This is a genomic window from Shewanella sp. Isolate11 (assembly GCF_022398315.1).
GTDB lineage: Bacteria > Pseudomonadota > Gammaproteobacteria > Enterobacterales > Shewanellaceae > Shewanella.
This window is the reverse complement of the sequence record NZ_JAKEVF010000001.1, coordinates 911744-934280: the sequence shown is the minus strand read 5'-3', so window position 1 is coordinate 934280 and position 22537 is coordinate 911744. Positions and strand designations below refer to the sequence as shown.

The 22537-nt window shown below is 45.6% G+C and carries 19 protein-coding genes and 1 pseudogene; 9 read left to right on the top strand and 11 right to left on the bottom strand.

Annotated features, from left to right (window positions below; all coding sequences use genetic code 11):
* Positions 1-177: 177 nt before the first annotated feature.
* Genes purU through L1D21_RS04080 form a run of 3 tightly spaced genes read right to left on the bottom strand, consistent with a single transcriptional unit; the run spans position 178 to position 2921 of the window.
* The gene (gene purU, locus L1D21_RS04090) at positions 178-1011 is read right to left on the bottom strand and encodes a formyltetrahydrofolate deformylase (RefSeq protein ID WP_239843947.1); all 834 of its coding nucleotides are present in this window, start codon (positions 1009-1011) and stop codon (positions 178-180) included.
* A 21-nt stretch (positions 1012-1032) separates the two neighbouring features.
* Complete coding sequence (locus L1D21_RS04085; RefSeq protein ID WP_239843946.1) at positions 1033-2505, bottom strand: PTS transporter subunit EIIC; 1473 nt, start codon at positions 2503-2505, stop codon at positions 1033-1035.
* Positions 2457-2921, bottom strand: coding sequence for a flavodoxin (locus tag L1D21_RS04080; RefSeq protein ID WP_239843945.1), 465 nt, complete (start codon positions 2919-2921; stop codon positions 2457-2459). The genes L1D21_RS04085 and L1D21_RS04080 overlap by 49 nt, the downstream gene beginning before the upstream one ends.
* Before the next feature lie 91 nt (positions 2922-3012).
* Here L1D21_RS04080 and L1D21_RS04075 point away from each other — a divergent pair, with 91 nt between their 5' ends.
* Positions 3013-3195, top strand: coding sequence for a hypothetical protein (locus tag L1D21_RS04075; protein ID WP_239843944.1), 183 nt, complete (start codon positions 3013-3015; stop codon positions 3193-3195).
* Between the two features lie 78 nt (positions 3196-3273).
* Here the strand turns inward: L1D21_RS04075 and truC are convergent, their stop codons facing one another.
* Together truC and L1D21_RS04065 are read right to left on the bottom strand one after the other, a co-directional pair.
* Entirely contained in the window at positions 3274-4074 is an 801-nt protein-coding gene (gene truC, locus L1D21_RS04070; RefSeq protein ID WP_239843943.1) for a tRNA pseudouridine(65) synthase TruC, read from the bottom strand.
* A 4-nt stretch (positions 4075-4078) separates the two neighbouring features.
* Positions 4079-4420 carry a YqcC family protein gene (locus L1D21_RS04065; protein ID WP_239843942.1) on the bottom strand — a complete coding sequence of 114 codons (342 nt, stop codon included), beginning with the start codon at positions 4418-4420 and terminating at the stop codon, positions 4079-4081.
* Between the two features lie 220 nt (positions 4421-4640).
* Between L1D21_RS04065 and L1D21_RS04060 the strand changes: the two genes are divergently transcribed.
* Together L1D21_RS04060 and L1D21_RS04055 are read left to right on the top strand one after the other, a co-directional pair.
* Positions 4641-5654, top strand: coding sequence for a DUF3549 family protein (locus L1D21_RS04060; protein WP_239843941.1), 1014 nt, complete (start codon positions 4641-4643; stop codon positions 5652-5654).
* Entirely contained in the window at positions 5651-6043 is a 393-nt protein-coding gene (locus L1D21_RS04055) for a DUF3301 domain-containing protein (RefSeq protein ID WP_239843940.1), read from the top strand. Before L1D21_RS04060 ends, L1D21_RS04055 begins: the two co-directional genes overlap by 4 nt.
* Before the next feature lie 1228 nt (positions 6044-7271).
* Here the strand turns inward: L1D21_RS04055 and L1D21_RS04050 are convergent.
* Positions 7272-7580 (bottom strand): DUF962 domain-containing protein, encoded by a 309-nt coding sequence (locus L1D21_RS04050; protein ID WP_239843939.1) that lies wholly within the window; start codon positions 7578-7580, stop codon positions 7272-7274.
* Positions 7561-8223 carry a GNAT family N-acetyltransferase gene (locus L1D21_RS04045; RefSeq protein ID WP_239843938.1) on the bottom strand — a complete coding sequence of 221 codons (663 nt, stop codon included), beginning with the start codon at positions 8221-8223 and terminating at the stop codon, positions 7561-7563. Before L1D21_RS04045 ends, L1D21_RS04050 begins: the two co-directional genes overlap by 20 nt.
* Before the next feature lie 194 nt (positions 8224-8417).
* Between L1D21_RS04045 and L1D21_RS04040 the strand changes: the two genes are divergently transcribed.
* Positions 8418-8648, top strand: coding sequence for a DUF2789 domain-containing protein (locus tag L1D21_RS04040; RefSeq protein ID WP_239843937.1), 231 nt, complete (start codon positions 8418-8420; stop codon positions 8646-8648).
* A gap of 54 nt (positions 8649-8702) precedes the next feature.
* Here the strand turns inward: L1D21_RS04040 and L1D21_RS04035 are convergent, their stop codons facing one another.
* Entirely contained in the window at positions 8703-9107 is a 405-nt protein-coding gene (locus tag L1D21_RS04035) for a DUF3192 domain-containing protein (protein ID WP_239843936.1), read from the bottom strand.
* A 114-nt stretch (positions 9108-9221) separates the two neighbouring features.
* On the opposite strand from L1D21_RS04035, the gene L1D21_RS04030 reads away from it, so the two are divergent.
* Both L1D21_RS04030 and L1D21_RS04025 read left to right on the top strand, forming a co-directional pair.
* A complete protein-coding gene (locus L1D21_RS04030; protein WP_239843935.1) occupies positions 9222-9554 on the top strand; it encodes a hypothetical protein in 333 nt (110 codons plus the stop codon).
* On the top strand, positions 9554-10327 hold the full coding sequence (locus tag L1D21_RS04025; RefSeq protein WP_239843934.1) for a Zn-ribbon-containing protein: 774 nt from the start codon (positions 9554-9556) through the stop codon (positions 10325-10327). The genes L1D21_RS04030 and L1D21_RS04025 overlap by 1 nt, the downstream gene beginning before the upstream one ends.
* Positions 10328-10367: 40 nt before the next feature.
* On the opposite strand, the gene syd is transcribed toward L1D21_RS04025, so the two are convergent.
* A complete protein-coding gene (gene syd, locus L1D21_RS04020) occupies positions 10368-11027 on the bottom strand; it encodes a SecY-interacting protein (protein ID WP_239843933.1) in 660 nt (219 codons plus the stop codon).
* 60 nt (positions 11028-11087) lie between these two features.
* On the opposite strand from syd, the gene queF reads away from it, so the two are divergent.
* Positions 11088-11945, top strand: coding sequence for an NADPH-dependent 7-cyano-7-deazaguanine reductase QueF (queF, locus tag L1D21_RS04015; RefSeq protein ID WP_239843932.1), 858 nt, complete (start codon positions 11088-11090; stop codon positions 11943-11945).
* Positions 11946-12022: 77 nt separating this feature from the next.
* On the opposite strand, the gene L1D21_RS16515 is transcribed toward queF, so the two are convergent.
* The gene (locus L1D21_RS16515; protein ID WP_275658886.1) at positions 12023-13015 is read right to left on the bottom strand and encodes a 4'-phosphopantetheinyl transferase superfamily protein; all 993 of its coding nucleotides are present in this window, start codon (positions 13013-13015) and stop codon (positions 12023-12025) included.
* On the bottom strand, positions 13015-13371 hold the full coding sequence (locus L1D21_RS04005) for a RidA family protein (RefSeq protein WP_239843931.1): 357 nt from the start codon (positions 13369-13371) through the stop codon (positions 13015-13017). The genes L1D21_RS16515 and L1D21_RS04005 overlap by 1 nt, the downstream gene beginning before the upstream one ends.
* Before the next feature lie 343 nt (positions 13372-13714).
* On the opposite strand from L1D21_RS04005, the gene L1D21_RS04000 reads away from it, so the two are divergent.
* Positions 13715-14575, top strand: coding sequence for a transcriptional regulator (locus L1D21_RS04000; RefSeq protein WP_239843930.1), 861 nt, complete (start codon positions 13715-13717; stop codon positions 14573-14575).
* Positions 14575-22535: pseudogene (locus tag L1D21_RS03995) on the top strand (beta-ketoacyl synthase N-terminal-like domain-containing protein). The gene L1D21_RS04000 and the pseudogene L1D21_RS03995 overlap by 1 nt, the downstream one beginning before the upstream one ends.
* The last annotated feature ends 2 nt before the right edge of the window (positions 22536-22537 follow it).

Sequence of the window (22537 nt, the reverse complement as noted above, 5' to 3'; positions counted from 1 at the left end):
GTATAAAGCTAGACATTTCATCGATTAAAAAGAGCCTACGGGCTCTTTTTTCAATGATGTTTACCACTCTCAGCAGCAAGCAATGAAGCTAAAACTTCCCTTGATTGATAAGCGTTTAGGACTTTTAGTTAACATATAAAAGCCGCTAATTCGCGGCTTCTATATCACTTCAACACTTTAAAACACCACGGTTTTATTGCCGTATACAATGACATCTTCTTGCATGACTAACTGTAACGCTTTACTGAGGACACTTTTCTCAACATCACGGCCACACTTAGCCAGCTCTTCAGCACTGTAGGTATGGTCAACAGGGATCACGTCCTGCTTAATAATAGGTCCTTCATCGAGACAGTTATTGACGAAATGCGCCGTCGCGCCAATGATTTTTACCCCCCGCTCCCACGCCTGACGATAAGGTGCAGCGCCAACAAAGGCAGGTAAAAATGAGTGATGAATATTGATAATTTTATTGGGATATTGCTCAACAAACTCTGGAGTCAACACCCGCATAAATTTGGCTAAAACCAAATAATCAGGCTGATAAGAGTCAATCAACTTTAACATCTGCTGTTCATGTTCATGACGAGTCAACCCTTCATGGGAAACCTCATGAAATGGAATATCAAATTTATCGGCTAACGGTTTTAAACTGGAGTAATTACCGATAATTGCGGCGATGTCGACATCCAAACCGCCATAATAGGCTTTCATTAACAGGTCACCCAGACAGTGTGCTTCTTTGGTCACCATGACGACGATGCGTTTAGTACCTTTAGTCACCAACTTTAAATGCCGCTGCTCTGGTAATACATTATCGATATCGGCCAATAAACGCTGATCATCAATCATCCCTTCCAACTCGGTGCGCATAAAAAATCGCCCTTGAGCATTATCAACAAACTCGCTGTTTTTGATGATATTTAATCCATGTGCAAAACAGACGCTGGTGATCTTAGTGATCAAACCTGGCGCATCGGCACAATCGGTGATTAACACTTTTCGTTGCATCTTAGCCTCTACTTCTCAAAATCAATCTTGTTGGCGGTCGAGATAACGCTGCAATAATTGCCTTACCCGCTCGGCTTTGGTGCCATAAACAATCTGTACCCCATTACCCACCAACACGACCCCTTTCGCCCCGAGTCTGTCTAAAGTGGCTTTATCAACCATGGCCGCCTGCTTAACACTGATCCTTAAGCGCGTAAAACAGGCATTCAAGTCGATAATATTAGCTTTGCCACCGAGCGCCTTGATGATCGAAAGCAGTCCAACTCGGTCCAAATCATTGTCAGCCATTCGGCCCGGCGTCTTAATGTTAAACGCCATGATTGAGGCTCTAAAAACCAGATAATAAATCACAGCAGTTAATGGCCCCAAAATCCAAAACCATTGTATATTCTGCGCCTGCGGCAGCAATAGAATGAAATCAACTAAGCCATGAGAAAATACCACGCTATGGTGTATGTCTAATGTAATAGCCACCGCAAAGGCTAAGCCAGTTAACAAAGCATGCACCAGATAAAGCAGTGGCGCGACAAACATAAAGGCAAACTCGATTGGCTCAGTGACACCTGTCAACCAACAAGCCGCTGCGGCCGAAAACATCAAACCGGCAACACGATTGCGTTCACTGCTATCGGCGCAGCGCCAGATTGCCAATGCTGCTGCCGGCAACCCCCACATCTTAATTAAATAGCCTCCAGCTAAATTTCCCGCCTGAGGATCGCCAGCTAAATAGCGACTCATTTCACCTCTGACGACTTCAGCACCCGAAGTGTATTGCCCCATCTCAAGGAAAAAAGGCGCGTTCCAAATATGATGTAATCCAAGTGGGATTAACAAGCGCTCCACCGTGCCGTAAATCGCAAATGAAAGCGCAGGCGCTTGATACACCGCCCAATTAGACACTTGTTCAATCCACACCGAAATTGGCGGCCACACCAGAAAAAACATATAGGCGAGAAAAATGGCCAAGGGCAACATGATTAAAGGAACACTTCTGTGTCCTTCGAAAAAGGAAAACATCGCGGGTAACCGCAGCTTTTCACTCAGCTTCACCGCAACACAGGTGATCGCACCGAGCACCATTCCCCCCGCAATGCCGGTATCTATGGTTTCGGTTCCAAGCATCTGTTGAGTATCAACATGGTTGATTTGTACCAGTGCAGAAAGGCTGGAGAAGAAAACCCCATAACCGAATGCAGCACTAAAAGCGGCAATCCCTTGGTCGCGACAAAAGCCGATGGCGATAGCCACAGCAAATAACATCGGCATCATGGTAAAAATCAGATTGCCGATGTTGAGCATTAAGGTAGATACATCGTTAGAAATAAAAGGAACAGAATTGGAAGCAAGACCAAGCATTACCCCTGCGGCGGGTAAAATAGCAATAGGCAGTAACAGCGACTGACTTAATCGCTGAGCAAATTTAAACCAATGTCGACTAAGAGCGCCTAATCGATCGGATTGCTGGCGATGAGTTTGGTCCACTCGCTTAGCCACTCCTTAGCATCTACTTCTGGTTCCATGGTTTCACAGGCATCAATCTTCAATAGCTCACCAATTCGAGTGGCACCCAGCTCGGTAAAGAGCTCGTCAAAACGAACACCAGCATTACAGAAGGTTTCATAGCTTGAGTCACCTAATGCGATCACCCCATATTCGAGTTTGGGCAAATAAGGCGCGTCGCCTCTGAGGGTTTCGAACCACAAATTGAGATCGTCAGGAATATCGCCCTGACCAGTGGTCGAGGTGACAATCAACAATAACTCATCTTCAGGTGGTACAAATCCAGATAAAGTCTCTGGCGTCATCAAGTTAGCCTCGCGACCCGTTGCGACCAGTTGTTCCTGAACAGTCTGCGCCACAAATTGCGCATTACCGTAAACAGTTCCAAAAACCAGATTCACTTTTCTCATGTTTTATTTAGCCCTTAACCCATAATTTACTTATAATTCAAACATACTTTATTGCAGGCTCGATAGCTAGATTGAGCTTCAGGATCGACAGATGCGACACTCCAGCCGTAAAAAACATTTAAAACATGTTCAGCGTTGTGCCCATATTCGACGAATGTGTTATTTCAGAACGGCGCAAGCACTAGAGCATCAATCCTCTGCCACCGACAATCCTAACCAGCATCAAGAAAAACCATTCGAGTTTAAAGCTGAAGTCATTGAATACAATGAATAATACCTATCAGTATAAGTAACAGCAAAGCATTAACTCAATTAGTGTCAATTCTCAAGTGTTACTGAATATACCAGCTGATCAGCAAATAAGTTGACTCGGCGAATTATCAATAGATTCATCCCAACCAAATGCGCTAAACAGAGTCAGCCATTCTGCTTCCAATTCGGTTTCGACGCTGACCCGCTCACCCGTTCTTGGGTGATTAAAGCTCAATTTTTTAGCAATCAGCCAGAGTCGATTTATCCCAAAATGTTCACGAAAGAACCGATTCTGTTTACCATCACCATGGGTAGTGTCACCAATAATAGGGTGACGTAGATGCGCCATATGGCGACGAAGCTGGTGTTTGCGTCCCGTATGTGGAGTTAATTGTACTAAAGCAAAACGACTGGTTGGATAACGTCCAGATGAATAAGGGATCTCACAATTTAACAAGGGTTGATAAGAGGTCTGCGCCTCTTGGGCAGCCTTATTCGGATCCACATGCTTGTCACCGAGTTCGTCAAATTCCTGTTTCAGCGGATAATCCAATAAATCACCTTGTAAGACGTTACCGCGCACAATCGCCAGATACTGTTTTTCTACCACCTTAGAGGCGAACTGTTCACACAATACATTGGCCATCTCGGCACTTTTGGCAAACAGTAATACACCCGATGTCGGTCTGTCTAAACGATGCACAGGAAACACATGACAGCCCACTTTGTCTCGGGTCATCTGCATCGCAAAAAAGCGTTCACGTCTGGCAAGATAACTGCGATGCACCAATAAACCGGCGGGCTTATGGATCACCACTACATCGTCATCTTCAAACAGTATGGTTATTTCGGGAGCTTGTTCTAGCTCATCGGCATTGATGGCATCCTGTGGTTGTTGCATTGGCTTATCTTGGTTCACTCAAACACTCATCTAATTGGTTTAAAAGAAAGATCAACTGACGCATTTCGCTGCGTTCTTGCCATAGGTATTCGGCCATCGGCGCTAATGCAATTTTTGTCGGCAAGCTGGTTTTCTGAGCTATTATCTCGCTCATTTTTGGAATAAAAATAAACTGCAACCACTGCTCAAAAGCTAATGACTCACAAGCAAATGGGGTTGGATCTGCTAAGGCTTGAGCCGAAGGCATTTGACTAGACCATAAGCCCAGAGACTTTAATTCCAGCTCTATCAATCCCAGCTGTTTTTGAGTAAAGAGGTACAACATCACAATTCCTATTTTAGCCATATGCTTCACCGAGTCAGATGACGCTTATCTTGGCTATTTAACGGCAAATTATATCATCTCATCTAACTTGTACCTATTAGAGTCTGTTGTCCCTAACCCATCTCACTGAGTAAAAAAGAGGCGTTTATTAACAAGAATCAAGTCACATCGACTTTCTTATCTCTAATTCAGGTTATAATGGCGACTATTGAAATTTGTTTTTAGAGTTAATGGCCTTCCGATGACTGATATCACCACCCTCACCCAGTTTTTAAATGCAGCTAATACCCAATTTGAAGTTTATGAACTTGGTCGTCGTGTTCAACATATCGCTCCCCTAGCCTTTTCACAAATAGAGCAACTTGCTACCCCTTATCCTGCGCCTATCCAAGGCCATGCCCAATTTGCTATCGTTTTTTGGGATGCCACTGAACAATATTACATCTGGTTTCTCAAACTGCCATTAGATGAACGTGGACTTTTGTCGCCTGCGCCAAGAACCCAATTTATTCGCATGGTACTGGAAGCCTTAGGCAGCGATCCGACCCAGCCGATGTCTGAGGCCGATCAAGACAAACTGGCCAATCATCCGTTTGCCTTTAAACCTGCGGCTGAAAAACTAGCCTTATTTAATGCCTTGGTAAAAAAGCAATTGGCTAAACCTGCCTCACCACAGTATGAATTTGCCTATCAGTATCTTTCAGGACAAATGGAGAGTGATCGTTGGCAAGATGTAGGGTTACAAGGGATCGCCGATATTTGTGTACGTGCCGATGAACTCGATCATCAACAACAAATTGAAAATGCCTTCCAACACAGTGCAATCGAAGTGCAAATCGCCCTTTGTCAGCAACTGGAGCATCTAAATATCCATGCTGACCTGGCCGAGCGTTTGCTAGAAAAACTTTATCAATCTGCTCCAGAGCACAAACTGTACTTCATGCGCGCCCTCGCTTCACTGCCGCAATATTCTCAACGTGCAATCCAATATCTGGCTCAGCAAGATAATTTGAATGATGAAGCTTTAATCACTATTGCCGCACGTAACTGGACAGCATTAAAAGACGATCAAACTCGCACTCTTTATCTCGAAGCGTTGGCAAAACAAGAACAACACTTCTTTAACCAAATTTTTGCTGATATCGTAGCTATTCCGGCGATTAGACCCGAACTGCTTATGGCACTTCGAAATCCAGATCGCAGCCCAGCATTGTCAGCCGCCATTGGCGGACTGTTTAAGGTAACCAAAGCATGATGACAGATTTTTTATTGATCGCTGCCTTAGTCGTGATCATCGCTTTTTTTTGGCAATTAAGACAGATGGCCGAGATCAGCCGTCGATTTGCTAACAGTGAATGCCGTAAGCAGAAAGTCCAACTATTAGCCATCGCAATGGAATCCGCTCGTCCCAGTATAGGTGGGAGCAGCGGATTAACCTGGAAAGCGAAGTTCTTGATGGAATTCAGTACCGATGGCATCAATCAATATCAGGCAAATTTCTGGATGCATGGTAAAAAAGTTGAGCGAATTCAATGGCCAATCTTCCCTGAGCCAGAGTGGCTTGAAGCACCTCAAACCTCAGGCACTATCGGTGGTTGTGGTGGTGCGAGTCGTGGCGGCTGCAAAAGCGGCGGTTGTAAGTAATATAAATCGCAGATAAAGAAAAAGCGCGGCTCAGTTAAGAGCCGCGCCTTCTGTCTTTTTGCTAAGCTATCCCGCTATAACTGTGCTCCCTGCACCATCCATGCGATCACTTTGCTCCTTGCTTCATCCCTGTTTCCCTACTTTTCCTTGTACCCAAAGGCACCTTCCCTTTCACTTGGTTATCCATGACCAAGTTTGTATTATCCTTAATACATGTCCAAAGTTCATCCTTGAGAATCCATTCATCACTTTCCGTGTTAACCACCATCCTAGGTGGAAGAGTGTCGTCCTTGAACGCAACTAATTCTATGATACCTAGACAAATTTAATCTCTGGATATTTACAAACTTTAAACACGATAAATTTGTAATACAAATTCAACATACCATTAACGTATTGTTATTAATGAAATAAAAATATCCATAAAGAGATAGATAGATTAAACAAGCTTATTTGTCTCACATTCTTGTAAGAGATCTCTTACACAGGCTTAAGCAAAAGGTACGCTATGGATTACATTTAAAATAGGCAAAAGAAAAGGCGCACTTTAAAAAGTGCGCCTTCATACTGCTCTTCAATTAGCCATCCCGCTATTTAAATGCTCCCTGCATCATCCTTAAAATGCTAGCAACCCTGCCAGTCCCTATCATCCATTAACGTCCTGTTACTACATCCATGTTCAGTTAAATCATTTAACCGAAACTCCTCATCCTTAAAGATATTTAGCACATCCTGTACTAAGTTCCATAATCCATTTGGCTTGAATCTGCTGCATTTCCTTCTGAGCTATGTCCCTTTAGCATGAACATTTCCTATGTTCTTCCTTAACACCGTCTACCCAAATGTTTATCCAAACATGTGATGACCTATGGCGATTCAAGCTCAATCCGTTGCCTGAAGATTTAGTATAGGCAATCCACGACATCAATATAGCCTATTAAAAAACAATATCTTATCGAACAAAAAACAATCACAAACAATTATGATATAAACAATTGATTTATAAAATCTTTATATTGTACCCATATAAAAACAGTGGTTATAACGAGCAAATGTATTACACGGTTGTGAGAGATCTCGCACAAAACACCAAGGCATTGAGCGAAAAAAATGAAGACGTATTAATCGATTACAGCACTTCTACATAAAGCTACACAACCAAAGTTATTGCGATGTTAATGCAAAGTAGACAAACACATTAAAAATTAAATTACTGTCTCAGCATCAGTTAACTCGATTTAAAAATTGAACTCAGCCACTGCGCTAACATTAACCAATCCGCCATAAAGCTATATAAAGGGTGCTCAAAAGTGGCTGGTCGATTATGTTCAAAAATACCATGACCTAACCAGGCAAAACCATATCCAGCAATCGGCGTTAATAGCAACCAAGTCGCATTTTGAAATAACAGACTAAATCCTATGATGATCAAGACTGAAATACTGCCAATATAATGTAAAGCGCGACAACGGGGATCACTGTGTTCAGACAGGTAATAGGGATAAAATGCCCAGAAACTATCGAAGCGTTGATTCACTTTCCTGACTCCGGTAAAACAGCAATTCCCCCTCGACATCGGCAATAGTCAACTTTTCTAACGCAGCAAAACCCAAACCAGAGAACAACTGAGCGTGACTCTCTTGCGTCACATAAACACCAATACCATCGAGCTGAGGTTGTTCATCACACCAACTCATCACGGCTTGCACTAACCGGGCACCAAGTCCTTTGTGTTGCTCAATCGGGGTTAAGGCAATAAATTGCACAATACCGCAATGGGTACTGGGCAGATGCTCTAAGATAGAAGCTTCCTTCTTCATCAATGCTTGAGTCGATTGCCAGCCAGCGCTCAACAACATTTTTAAGCGCCAATGCCAATAACGTGCTTCTCCTAGTGGTACTTGCTGGGTCACGATACAAGCAAGCCCCACCAGGCGGTCATCATCAAACAAGCCAATTAATGCTTGTTCTTCCTGCCAAAGAGTATGCAGTTCTTCACGAATAGCGCCTCTGAGTTTTTGTTCATATTGTGCTTGGTCACCTTGATGCAAGGCGGAAATAAAGAAGAGATCATCATGGTAGGCGTTATACAAAATAGAAGCGGCAACGCGCAGATCTTCTGCGGTTAAATATACAGCTTTATAATTATTGAGCGTGTTTTGTGCTGCATGGTCATTCATCACTGGTTTCCTTATTAGCGATCAACCATCCCAATGTAACAAGCTTGTAAAAAAGTGCAAACTTTAATCAATATTGCTTTAAAGGGGTTAAGACACTGCTGAGTTAAAGGCGACAGTTAGAAACTTAACCAGATCCGTTCCATACTATGAGCAACAGGATAAAATAGATGCGCTAATTCAAGAGGGCTTTATTAATGGACATTAACCAACCCAATTTTCAATCGCTATTCGACCAACTCGGTCTTCCTAGTAGTGAGCAAGCAATAGAGCAATTTATCAGTCAGCATAATATTGATGCCCAAACACATCTGGTTGATGCCAGTTTCTGGACTCAAGCGCAAAAGCATTTCATCAAAGAAGCATTAGAAGAAGATGCCATGTGGACAGAGATAATCGATCAACTCGATGCTCAACTTAGAGGCTAGAGATTAAAAATTAAAAGCCTATCTACTACAGCAAGTAGATAGGCCAAATTCACATTACATGCTGTGGTAAGCTTTTTCACCCCAGCCAACAACAGCATTGTCGGCTAACACTATAGGAGTGCACTCCTCTTTAGTGGTGGTGCCATCGCCTTTAACTCTTTGGGTACGATAATAAAGCACAAAAACTTGTTTATCTTGCTTCAAATAGGCTTCATTAAAGTCTGCCGTTCCCATCAAGGTCATCACTTGATCACGGCTCATTCCTAAGCTTAATTTAGCTAAATTAGCGCGGTTTTGATCTTGTACACGCTCCCAAGAATCGCCCTTATCCCAATTGCCTTCACCATCACCGATGTTAAGTACACAACCAGACAATGCTACACTTGCAGCCCCAAAAAGTACCAAACTCAATAATTTTGTTTTCACTTTAACTTCCTGTTTATCTATTATAACTAGCATCAGAAAAGCAAAGCCTGTGCCAAAAACATAAACACTTGATTTTAAATGAGTTGGTTATTATTTCATACTCGACTTAAGGTAAATCTTACTAACATTTAAGGAATCTCACCAACTATGACACCCGTTGATCAAGTGCTAGCTGCGGCAAAGCAGCTCCTCTCTTCAGGAAAAACACCGAGTATTGCCTTGCTCAAATCTAAACTGGGCAACAGCGTACCTATGCCCGTCATAATACAGGGATTACAACGCTTTAAGTCATTATCAAAATCAGAAATTGCCGCATTGCAATCAAGTACCGATGCAGTACAAACTGCACAGCCAGAGCCACAAACCATCAGTCTTATAAGCTTGAATCAAGAAATACAAAGCTTGCGTGAACAACAACAAAAACTACTTGATAGAGTGGCGCAACTAGAGTCGGCATTACAGCAAAAGGAAAATAGCTAATGCATGTGGTAGAGCTGAGGTTTGAATGTTTCGACAACACCACGATCACAGCGGCAGAACAAGCTATCAATGGTTTACTGGAAGCCTACCGCGCCAATGGCCAAATATTAGGCCGAGAATTTGCCGTGGCTTTTAATGACGGTGAATTTCGAGTCCGATTATTGATGCCAGAAAAAAGCAGCTTAGCCAAACGCTACAACAGCCCTTGGGTCAGTAACGCCTTGACGCAACTAACCGAGGCGAAACTGCTTCACCCGCGTGAGAAGTATATCGGTCAAGACATTAATTCCGAAGTCAGTAGTACGGAAACCCCAAGCTGGCAGCTAATTTACACCAGCTATGTACACATGTGCTCACCTTTGCGTAACGGCGACACCCTACAGCCAATTCCGCTGTATCAGATCCCCGCGACATTTAACGGCGATCATAAACGGATCATTAAATGGCAAACCGAATGGCAAGCCTGTGATGAACTGCAAATGGCTGCAGCCACTAAAGCCGAATTTGCTGCATTAGATGAATTAACCCGTTGCGACAGCGACCTGTTTCGCCGTGGCTGGGATCTCCGTGGCAGGATAGAATATCTGACCCAAATACCAACCTATTATTATCTCTATCGGGTGGGTGGCGACAGTTTAGCCGCCGAGAAACAGCGTCCCTGTCCCCGCTGTGGTAATCAAGATTGGTTACTTGATGAGCCCTTATTAGACATGTTCCACTTTCAATGTAAAAGCTGCCGTATCGTGTCTAACATCTCTTGGGATCATCTGTAGCCAGCAGTTACAAGGTTCAGATTAAAAACCTCAAACCGCTTTAAGCTTTACCGGTAAGATTTCGCCACATGATCTTAATCCGTTGCCAAATACCAGGATGATCCAGCGCTGGCATGGTTTCCTCAACCAAAGGCGTTGGCGGGCAGACTCTTGGTTTTAGCTGACAAATAAACTGCTCTAGACTCTCGGCTAATTGCTGCTCTGGCATTTGGCCGGGGCTCTCTATCCACACGCTACCATCGTTATTATCGACCACTAACATCTGATCGCCCTCACCTAAGACACCGATAAACCAAGTGAGGCTCTGCTTCAGCTTTTGCTTCATCATCAGGTGGCCAATCAGGTTTTGCTGCAAATATTCAAAGTCTTGCTGATTCCATGGTTGCAATAATTCACCTTCCCCCCATTGCGAATCAAACTGCAATGGCGCAGCAAAATAACGGCCATAAAAATCGCTAATACTCGAATGCAGTTCAAGCGTTAATGCATGCTCAATATTATCAAATCGACCTTGTGGCTGACGTTTGACCGCTTGCCATTGTAGGGCGATATGCTGTTCATTTAGCTTGCTTTTATCTTCCTTCAATAGACAGTCAGAATCTTCACCATGAGGATAGTATTTAGGTAATTCACCTAGCTTATCCAAGTAGCTTTGTTGATAGTGTTCAAAAAAATTGTCTAACGCAGGTAGAGAAGACACGTAGCAGCGACCTAAAATATAAGTATAATATGCGCCTATTTTGACATGGAACACCCAGCGATGACACCAGTTCATGACCCATACCGTGATGCACCAGACCTTTCAGAACTCACCCTAGGTAAATCGACTGGTTACCAAGAGCAATACGACGCCTCACTTTTACAAGGCGTGCCACGCAAGCTTAATCGTGACGCCATCAAGCTTATCGATAACTTGCCATTCCACGGGGCGGATATCTGGACTGGCTATGAACTCTCCTGGCTTAACAGCAAAGGCAAGCCCATGGTGGCGATTGTCGAGGTCAGTCTCGACATTAACAGCGCAAACTTAATCGAATCTAAGTCCTTTAAGCTTTATCTTAATAGTTTTAACCAAACTAAATTTGATTCAATAGAACAAGTTCAACAGACCCTAGCAAACGATTTAACAGCCTGCGCTAAAGGCGAAGTCAGCGTCAATATCATCGAACCTAAACAGTTCAGTCACCAACGAATTGTTGAACTACCAGGCACTTGTATTGATGATTTAGATATCGAAATCAATGACTATCATTTCAGTAGTAATTATTTGCTAGACAGTACCGATGACAAATCTGTGGTAGCGGAAACATTAACCTCAAACTTGTTGAAGTCTAACTGCTTAATCACGTCACAACCGGATTGGGGCACGGTAATGATCCGTTATCAAGGCCCGAAGATCGACCGTGAAAAACTGCTGCGTTACCTGATCTCTTTTAGGCAACATAACGAGTTTCACGAGCAATGTGTCGAGAGGATTTTTGTCGACCTCAAAAAACTGTGTCACTGCGCTAAACTAACCGTGTATGCCCGCTATACGCGCCGTGGCGGATTGGATATCAACCCGTATCGCAGCGACTTCGAACATCCTCCAGAGAATCAGCGTCTCGCTCGCCAGTAGTTTCAACCGCAATAAAAAAGCCCATCTATGTGGGCTTTTTTATTGCACAATCATAGTGGCAGCTAAACAAACGGCGGTCACACCAGCGACAGTAACCGCTCACCACTCAGCTGATAAGCAATTAATTGAGGTGGCTGCGGACAATCGACGCAAAGTGCAAAACGATATCCACAATCAACTGTTGCCTGCTCGGCTGCTGAATATATTGCTAGCTGGCCTAGCAATACCTGCCAGCTCGATGCATTTTCAGGGTTTAGCTGTTTATCTAAATCTAGGTCTAAGTCTAAGTCTAAGTCTAAGTCTAAGTCGATATTACGCCTGATTCTGGCGCTCAATTGAGGCGCCGATGATATATCTGCCTCGGCAGAATTCAGATTATCAATGCTTAAGTCATCGACACAGATACTTGGCCAACCGTTACTTGAACAACTGTCAGTATTTGCACAAGACTCACCGCGAGCCTTTCCCTGTTGCTGATCCAATTTAAAGCTAAACGATTTCAGCGACAGGGCTAATCCCAACCCTTTTGCCTTAATATATGACTCTTTTAACGCCCATAAATCGAAAAAACGTGGCCGCTGCTGGTGCTCAGGCAATGCCAATAAATCATCGGTTTCACTTTGGGTAAAGTAGTGATTCAAAATCGAGTAAATTTGAGTCGATTGCCTTAGCCGCTCAATATCGACACCCAGTTGTAATTCCTCATCAGCCAGCGTTAATGCCAGTAACAAGTGCTCCCCACTATGACTCAAGTTAAAAACTATCGGACAACGCGCAACACTTTGCTTGGCAAGTACCGGTTTGCCCCTTTCAAGATAATTAAACTGCCACTCATCTGGGGAAACAGCAATCCCATGCTGTTTCGCAAATAGCGTCAACACACCGCGCAAGTAGCCTCTAACTAATAAGCCCTTAATGCGCGCATCTTGCTGTAAAAAACGATCGGCTTTGGCGATTTCATCTTCTGCCAGCCAGCCTCTAAATTGCCCTAATAACAGTTCATTAGCAGCGGCCACTGAGAGATCGCAAAAATAGAGCGAAACGGCGGGTAGATCCTTAACGTGTGACATTAGCCACCACAATTAGCCGCGGCCACAAAGGCAATCTCGACTAAATAGTTAGGGTCGGCCAGTTCAGCTTTGACACAGGCTCGACTCGGAGCGCAGCCCGCAGGTAACCAAGCATCCCAAAGCTGATTAAACTCAGGCAAGTTAGCAAAGTCGGTAATATAAATGGTGGCAGAGAGTAAACGTCCATTATCACTATTAATCTGCGCCAAAGTCGCTTGCGCCTGCGCAAAAATCTGCAGCGTCTGTCCCTTCATATCCGCGCTGGTATCGGCGGCAATCTCAACAAAATTCACTATGCCATTAAAAACCGTAGCATCTGACCAACGCGGCGTTGGATTTAATCTTTCAATATTCAATCATCTACCCTCATATCTAATCAGCGCTAATACTACTACATGCTCATAAACTTGACCGCGTTTTTCCCATTGAAAAAATCTAAACTTAATTTAACAAGACCACATAGCGCACACTTGTACGCTAAAGATACGCTAAACTGACGGATTTAAGTCCCAGGTGATTGTATTGGCCTTAAAGCTCATGTAGTCTGCAAGACCGATATGGATTAGCCATAAATATATTTGCCTAGCTGCCAGTAAAAAATACACACAGATGTGATAAGCACTCACACTACTTTACAGCTAAATTTGCAGTAAAAATGCCATTTGTCCCAACTGATTATGATGGAATGAAACCGAGTCTATGGTTGAATTTGATGAACAAGAGGTGCTGACTGAACGGGTGATTTCGGATAAGTGTACGCAATACACTAACGAATTCAGTCACAAAAATGCGACAACAACACCCGAGATGCGCCGTTTTATTCAAGAGTCGTCCCTGCCCGTCAGCCAATTAGCCAAGGTGCTGAATATCAGTGAAGCGACGGTTCGTAAATGGCGCAAGCGTGATTCAGTTAACAATACACCCAATACGCCACACCACCTCAATACCACACTCACACCGATGCAGGAATATGTGGTGATAGGCCTGCGCAGCCAATTGAAGATGCCCTTAGATAGATTGCTCAAGGTCACTCAGCAGTTTATCAACCCCAATGTGTCACGTTCAGGTTTAGCTCGCTGCCTTAAGCGTTATGGCGTATCGCGAATGAGCGATATCGATAATCTCGATGTACCAGAAAATTACTTCAATCAACTGCCCATTGCCCAAGGCAGTAATATCGCCACTTATACACTGAACACCAAAACCTTGGCGAAAACGCTGGCATTGCCAAAGACAGATGCCGATACCGTGGTGCAAGTGGCGTCTTTAAGTATTCCACCGCAATTAACCGACTCAAAACCCAGTTCGGTTTTATTAGGTATCGACCCCCATAGCGACTGGATTTACCTCGACATCTATCAAGATGCAAACACCCAAGCAACGCGGCGTTATATCGCCCATGTCTTGCGTCAGGGGCCGTTTCATCTGCGTAAACTATTAGTACGTAACTATCACACTTTCTTACAGCTGTTCCCAGGCGCCGAAATGCCTCAAGGGATGCCCAATGCTGACTCCCAATTCAAGCAGCCTGAGGTTCAGGCGACCACTGGAGACTCATAATGAGCCAGAGTGAAACACCGACTATCCAGCAAGAAGGCGCACAACGCGACTCTCGTCTGAACAAGCGTCTTAAAGACACGCCTATCGCCATTGTTGGCATGGCAAGTATCTTTGCTAATTCGCGCTATTTAAATCAATTTTGGGATTTAATCTGCGACAAAATTGATGCCATTACCGAGGTGCCCGACACCCACTGGCAAGCCGAAGATTATTATGATGCCGATAAGAGCAAGGCCGATAAAAGCTACTGTAAACGCGGTGGTTTTATGCCAGAGGTTAACTTCAACCCCATGGAGTTTGGCCTGCCGCCTAATATCTTAGAGTTAACCGACTCTTCTCAGCTTTTGTCACTGATCGTGGCGAAAGAAGTCTTAAATGATGCCAATCTGCCTGCCGGTTATGATCGCGACAAGATAGGTATCACGCTAGGCGTGGGCGGCGGTCAAAAGATCAGCCATAGCCTCAATGCCAGGCTGCAATATCCTGTATTGAAAAAAGTCTTTAAAAGCAGCGGTATTAATGACGCCGACAGTGAAATGCTGATCAAGAAGTTCCAAGACCAATATGTGCACTGGGAAGAGAACTCTTTCCCCGGCTCACTTGGTAACGTGATTGCCGGACGTATTGCCAACCGCTTCGATTTAGGCGGCATGAACTGTGTCGTCGACGCGGCCTGTGCCGGTTCGCTTGCTGCCATGCGCATGGCGCTGAGTGAATTGGTCGAAGGTCGCTCGGAGATGATGATCACAGGTGGTGTTTGTACCGACAACTCACCTTATATGTACATGAGCTTCTCCAAAACTCCAGCTTTCACCACCAATGAAACCATTCAGCCCTTCGATATCAACTCCAAAGGGATGATGATTGGCGAAGGCATTGGCATGGTAGCGCTAAAACGCTTGGAAGATGCCGAGCGAGATGGCGATCGTATCTACTCAGTGATCAAAGGTGTTGGTGCCTCATCGGATGGTAAATTTAAATCCATCTATGCACCCCGTCCAGAAGGTCAGGCTAAAGCACTAAAACGTGCCTACGATGATGCCGGTTTTGCACCGCACACCTTGGGGCTGATTGAAGCCCATGGCACAGGCACTGCTGCCGGTGATGTTGCCGAATTTAACGGACTTAAATCTGTATTTAGTGAAGATAATACTGAGCTGCAACATATCGCTCTAGGGTCTGTTAAATCGCAAATTGGCCACACCAAATCCACGGCAGGAACCGCAGGTTTGATAAAAGCGGCGCTGGCGCTACACCATAAAGTGTTACCGCCCACTATCAATGTCAGTCAGCCTAATCCCAAGTTAGATATTGAGCAATCGCCTTTCTATCTCAATACTCAGACGCGTCCTTGGATGCCGCGCCCCGATGGCACGCCACGCCGTGCTGGGATCAGCTCATTTGGTTTTGGCGGAACTAATTTCCACTTCGTGCTCGAAGAGTACAGCAGTGAACATCAACGCGATAATGGAAAACTCAGTCAATACCGCCAGCGAGAGGTCGCCCAAAACTTGTTGCTCAGCGCCGCCAATGACTCAGGTTTAATCGCAGAGATTGACCAAGTGATTGCCGCTGCCGAATCTGAGCGAACGCTGGTAGAAATAGCTAAATCTTATGCGGTGCGCACTCTCACAGCCACTGAGCCACGTTTAGGCTTAGCGGTGAACAGCAAGGCGGAGCTGATAAAGCAATTGAATCAGGCGAAAGCCAAACTTCAAAACGATCAGGCTGAAGCAACCGATAGCCATGCAGCTTGGTCGCTGCCGTCTGGCGTACATTATCGTGCAGCAGCGCTAAGTCATAACGACGCAGATGCCAAAGTCGCGGCATTGTTTGCGGGACAAGGCGCGCAATATCTCAACATGGGATTAACTCTCGCTTGTCACTTCCCTGAAGTGCGTCAGCAGTTTGTGCTTGCCGATAAAGTATTTGCCTCTCATGGTAAAACTCCACTGTCACAAGTTGTTTATCCTAAGCCAGTATTTAACGACCAAGATAAACAGGCGCAAGAAGCGCTGTTGACCAATACCGCCAATGCCCAAAGCGCCATTGGTGCGATTTCGATGGCACAGTACCAACTCTTCACCGCCGCTGGTTTTAATGCCGACATGGTCGCGGGTCACAGCTTCGGTGAACTCAGTGCGCTGTGCGCTGCCGGCGTGATCAGTCTCGAAGATTATTATCAACTGACCTTTGCTCGTGGCGATGCCATGGCACAAAAATGCATAGATGAAAAAGGTAATCAACAAGATAGCGGCGCAATGTACGCCATTATCACTGAGTCAAAACAAGATATCGATAAACTTGAGCATTGCATTGCCCAGTTTGATGGCGTCAAGGTTGCTAACTACAACTCACCAACACAGTTGGTGATTGCAGGCCCAACCACCGCTTGTGCCGATGCCGCCAAGGCACTGGCCGAGTTAGGCTTTAAAGCGATAAACTTACCCGTTTCAGGCGCATTCCACACCCCACTTGTGGGTCATGCTCAGGCGCCGTTTGCTCAGGCAATCGACAAGGTTAAGTTTACCCAAGCCAAATTACCTCTATATGCCAATGCCACAGGGCAAGTTTACGATAGCGCCGCCAAAACCATTAAGCGTGAATTCAAGCAGCACATGTTGCAGTCGGTTCGCTTTAGCGAGCAGCTGGAAGCCATGTATGACGCAGGCGCTCGTATCTTCGTCGAGTTTGGTCCCAAGAACATTCTGCAAAAACTGGTACAAGCCACGCTTAGCGATAAATTAGCTCAGTTATGTTGCATCAGCCTAAACCCCAATGCTAAGGGAGATAGTGACTTGCAGCTTCGCCAAGCAGCAGTGCAACTGGCCGTGGCAGGCATCGCCCTTGAAAACCTTGACCCTTATGCCGCTGACATCGCAGCAGAAGAAGCACCGTCGGCGATGAATATTAAGCTGACCGCAACCAATCATATTAGCGCCGCCACCCAAGCTAAAATGGCGAGCTCGTTAAATTCAGGCACGATTTCAGTTGAACATACGATCGAAGAGAAGATTGTTGAAGTTGAAAAGATTGTCGAAGTAGAAAGAATCGCAGAAGTAAACCCTGTGGACGCTAACGGAATGAATATTAATAGTGTGAGTGCTAGAAACGTTAACGTTACAAAACAAGAAGTTGAGAACAACGTGGAAAAAAATCAAGCTCAAACCCCAGCATCGGCTCAAAGTACCAATCAAACCACTTCGTCAGTGACTCACTCAACTGCTCAAGCAGCTAGTAGTGATGCCCTAAGCCAATTTTTTGCCGCACAGCAGCAAACCGCGCAGTTGCATCAACAGTTTTTGACGATTCCACAACAGTACGGTGAAACCTTCAGCGCCCTGATGACAGCGCAAGCACAGATGGCTGCGGCAGGCGTTGCCATACCTGAAAGTCTGCAACGCTCGATGGAACAGTTCCACCAGCATCAAGCGCAAACATTACAGAGTCACAGCCAATTTTTAGAGCTTCAAGCCCAGAGCAATGCCAACGCACTAAACCTGTTAGGCGGTACAACGACAAGCGCTGTTGGAGCCAATTTTCCAGAGAACCAACCAGCAGTAACAGATTCTGCAATAACAAATGTTCAACCTGCACATGTGGCAACACAGGCGGCACAAGCTGCTCCAGCTGTTGCAACACCCCAGCCCACAGTCGCAGTTCAAACTGCGCCTGTTCGAACTAAAACCCAGCCTAACTCTCAAGCTAGCATACAGTCTGAACCTAGCCAGCCTGCTACAGTAGCAACTGCGATGGTAGCGCTTTTAGCAACAAGCGTTTCCGGCTTAAGCAATGAGCAAGTACAACAAACCATGATGGCCGTGGTCGCCGATAAAACCGGTTACCCGACCGAAATGCTAGAACTGAGCATGGATATGGAAGCCGACTTAGGTATCGACTCAATTAAGCGAGTGGAGATCTTAGGTACAGTTCAAGATGAACTGCCTGAATTGCCTGAACTTAGCCCTGAAGACTTAGCCGAGTGCCGCACCTTAGGTGAGATCGTCAGCTACATGAACAGTAAGCTCGTGCCAGCAATTCCTGTTGAGTCACCAGCACCTACCCTGTCTAGTACACTAGAGACTAACGCATCTGAAGCTATCGCCTCTGGCCTGACTCATGAGCAAGTACAACAAACAATGATGGCCGTGGTCGCCGATAAAACCGGTTACCCGACCGAAATGCTGGAACTGAGCATGGATATGGAAGCCGACTTAGGTATCGACTCAATCAAGCGAGTAGAGATCTTAGGTACAGTTCAAGATGAACTACCAAGTCTGCCTGAACTTAGCCCAGAAGACTTAGCCGANAGGTATCGACTCAATCAAGCGAGTAGAGATCTTAGGTACAGTTCAAGATGAACTACCAAGTCTGCCTGAACTTAGCCCAGAAGACTTAGCCGAGTGTCGCACCTTAGGTGAGATCGTCAGCTACATGAACAGCAAGCTCGTGCCAGCAAATGCGGCGGCAATCGTAACTCCTGTTGAATCAGCAGCACCGGCCCTGTCTAGTACACTAGAGTCTAACACGTCTCAATCAACCGCCTCAGGCCTGACTCATGAGCAAGTACAGCAAACCATGATGGCCGTGGTCGCCGACAAAACCGGTTACCCGACCGAAATGCTGGAACTGAGCATGGATATGGAAGCCGACTTAGGTATCGACTCAATCAAGCGAGTAGAGATCTTAGGTACAGTTCAAGATGAACTACCAAGTCTGCCTGAACTTAGCCCAGAAGACTTAGCCGANAGGTATCGACTCAATCAAGCGAGTAGAGATCTTAGGTACAGTTCAAGATGAACTACCAAGTCTGCCTGAACTTAGCCCAGAAGACTTAGCCGAGTGTCGCACCTTAGGTGAGATCGTCAGCTACATGAACAGCAAGCTCGTGCCAGCAAGCACAGCAGCAGTCGTCGCTCCTGTTGAGTCAGCAGCACCGGCCCTGTCTAGTACACTAGAGTCTAACACGTCTCAATCAACCGCCTCAGGCCTGACTCATGAGCAAGTACAGCAAACTATGTTGACCGTGGTCGCCGACAAAACAGGTTACCCGACCGAAATGCTGGAACTGAGCATGGATATGGAAGCCGACTTAGGTATCGACTCAATTAAACGAGTGGAGATCTTAGGCACCGTCCAAGATGAACTGCCTACATTGCCAGAATTAAATCCTGAAGATTTAGCCGAGTGTCGCACCTTAGGTGAGATCGTCTGCTACATGAACAGCAAGCTAGGCGGTGCACAGCAGGAAACGGCTCCAAGTAAACCGGCGCCTCTGAGCAATGACCCCTTAGTCGAGCTACCACCACATAGCGAGGTGGCGCTAAAAAAGCTTGAAGCGGCGAAGCAAGCTAGCAGCTGTTTCGCCGCCAACGCCACTCTTGTGATCAACGATGATGGTCACAATGCAGGGGTGCTAGCTGAGAAACTATTAAGCAAGGGCCTCAACGTCGTTGTGGTACGTCAAATTGAAGGCGCGCCGCAATCACCACTCAGCAGTGACGTGGCGAGCGTACAAGCAAAAGGCCAAACTGAAGCTGATATTCAGGCGCTTATCGAGCAGATCAACGCCGAGCACGGTGATATTCACGGCTTTGTTCACCTGCAACCTTTAAGCAATTCAGCTTGGTTACAGCCACAAAAACCACATTTAGACGAAACGGCTTTAGGCCATGTCGCGACTGCGTTCCTGTGGGCAAAATTGCTACATGGCTCTCTCTCTCAAACAACAACGACTCAGGCAGGGATAACCCCAAATGCCAATAATCGCCATAGCTTTATCACCGTCAGTCGTATCGATGGTGCATTCGGTTATAGCAAAAGTGATTCAAGCAAAGAAACATTTGCCAACGCCGAGCTCAATCAAGCTGCGCTTGCCGGTCTAACAAAAACCCTAAACCATGAGTGGCCAGAAGTCGTTTGTCGCGCCTTAGATATCGCACCAACACTGAATGCCAGTCAGCTGAGCCAAGCCATTGTTGCCGAAATTCTAGCCGATGGGTCTGAGCCAACCGAGGTTGGTATCAGTCTAACAAGCAAAGATATCTTAGAGCGAGTTGCGCTAATAACAGGCGATGCGGCCACAAAAAATGCAAAAGCAGAGTTAAATAGCACAGATAAAATACTGGTGACCGGAGGAGCAAAAGGCGTCACTTTTGAATGTGCCTTGGCCCTTGCGAAGCGTTGTCAGTCACACTTTATCTTAGCCGGACGCAGCAAGCATTTGAGCGCGGATGAGATGCCAGTATGGGCTCAAAATCAGCAGAGCCATCAGCTAAAGGCTGCCGCCATTAGCCACATCATGGCCAGTGGTGATAAGCCAACGCCAAAACAGATTGATGCCCTCGTCTGGCCAATTCAGAGTAGCCTTGAGATCGATGCTGCATTGCAAGCTTTCAGTGATGTGGGCGCGTCAGCCGAATATATCGCTATGGATGTTTCAAGCGCGTCTTCAGTTGAAAACAGCTTAAGCTTCATGCAACAGATAACACCGATCACCGGCCTTATCCATGGTGCAGGCGTGTTAGCAGATAAGCATATTCAAGACAAAACCTTAGCCGAACTTAACAAGGTCTATGGTACCAAAGTGGGCGGCCTAAAGGCCCTGCTTAATATACTTGATGTCAATCAGTTAAAGTTGGTCGCTATGTTCTCATCTGCTGCGGGTTTCTATGGTAATACAGGTCAGAGTGACTATGCGATGTCAAACGAAATCCTCAATAAAGCCGCCTTGCAGCTGACCAAACTCAACCCTAATGCAAAAGTGATGAGCTTTAACTGGGGTCCTTGGGATGGCGGCATGGTCAATCCGGCATTGAAGAAGATGTTTACCGACCGAGGCGTCTATGTGATCCCTCTGCAAGCTGGCGCCGAGCTATTTTCCAATCAACTGCTGAGCGACACTGGTGTACAACTGCTGATCGGCAGCGATATGCAGGGTAATCAAAATACAGCCGCAAGTAAGGCCGATACAGTAAAAAAGTCTAATGCGGATGAGAAGCCAACTGCTGCTCGTCCGCAAAATGATACTCGTTTGTCACCTGTGACCCTTGAGCGAGACATTACGGTGGAGAGCATCCCTTTAGTGGCAGATCATTGTATTGGCGGCCATCCGGTGTTGCCGACAGTTTGCGCCATCCAGTGGATGCGTGAGGCGGCACATCAACAATACGGCATCAGCTTTGATGTTGAGAATTATAAGTTACTCAAAGGGATCATATTCGATACCGATAAGCCACAAGGCTTAACGCTTGAATTAACCCCAGAGTATGAATGTGACAATGATACGTTAATGGCAGTAAAAGCCTTTATTCATTGTGATAATAAGCCGCAATATCAAGCCCGTTTGGTCAAGGCTCAAACCGATGCCCCAGAGGTTAATGTTTTAGAGGCTAATGTCTCTAAAAATAAACATAACTATCAGCAGCTTATAAAATTACCAGCCATCGCAGATAAAGATGCGCTATATCATGATGGAACCCTGTTCCATGGCCCCCGATTACAAGGGCTTGATAAAGTGATTCGCTTTGACGATCAAGGTCTAGTTGCAAGCTGTAGCATGCCTGCGTTGTTCGAACAAGATTATGGCAGCTTTGCTCCAAGGCTATCCCTTGGAGGTTCTCAGCCCGTTGCCGAAGATCTGTTATTACAGGGGATGCTAGTCTGGGCGCGGATGAAATATGGCGCTGCGAGTTTACCTTCGAGTATGGCGCAGTTTATCAGCCATAAGCCTCTGCAAGCCGGTGATAAAGGGTTTATCGAACTGAAGGTGATCAAAACCACCAGCCGGAGTTTGATCGCCGATGTTGCGCTGTATCATCAAGATGGGCAGCTTAGCGCCATAATGCGCGGTGCCAAGGTGACGATAAGTAAAAATCTTAATAGTGCCTTTATTACAGAGAGGGTTTCTGACAGGGTTACTGACAAGCTTACTGATGCCACTAGCACAGGTTCGCTATAACT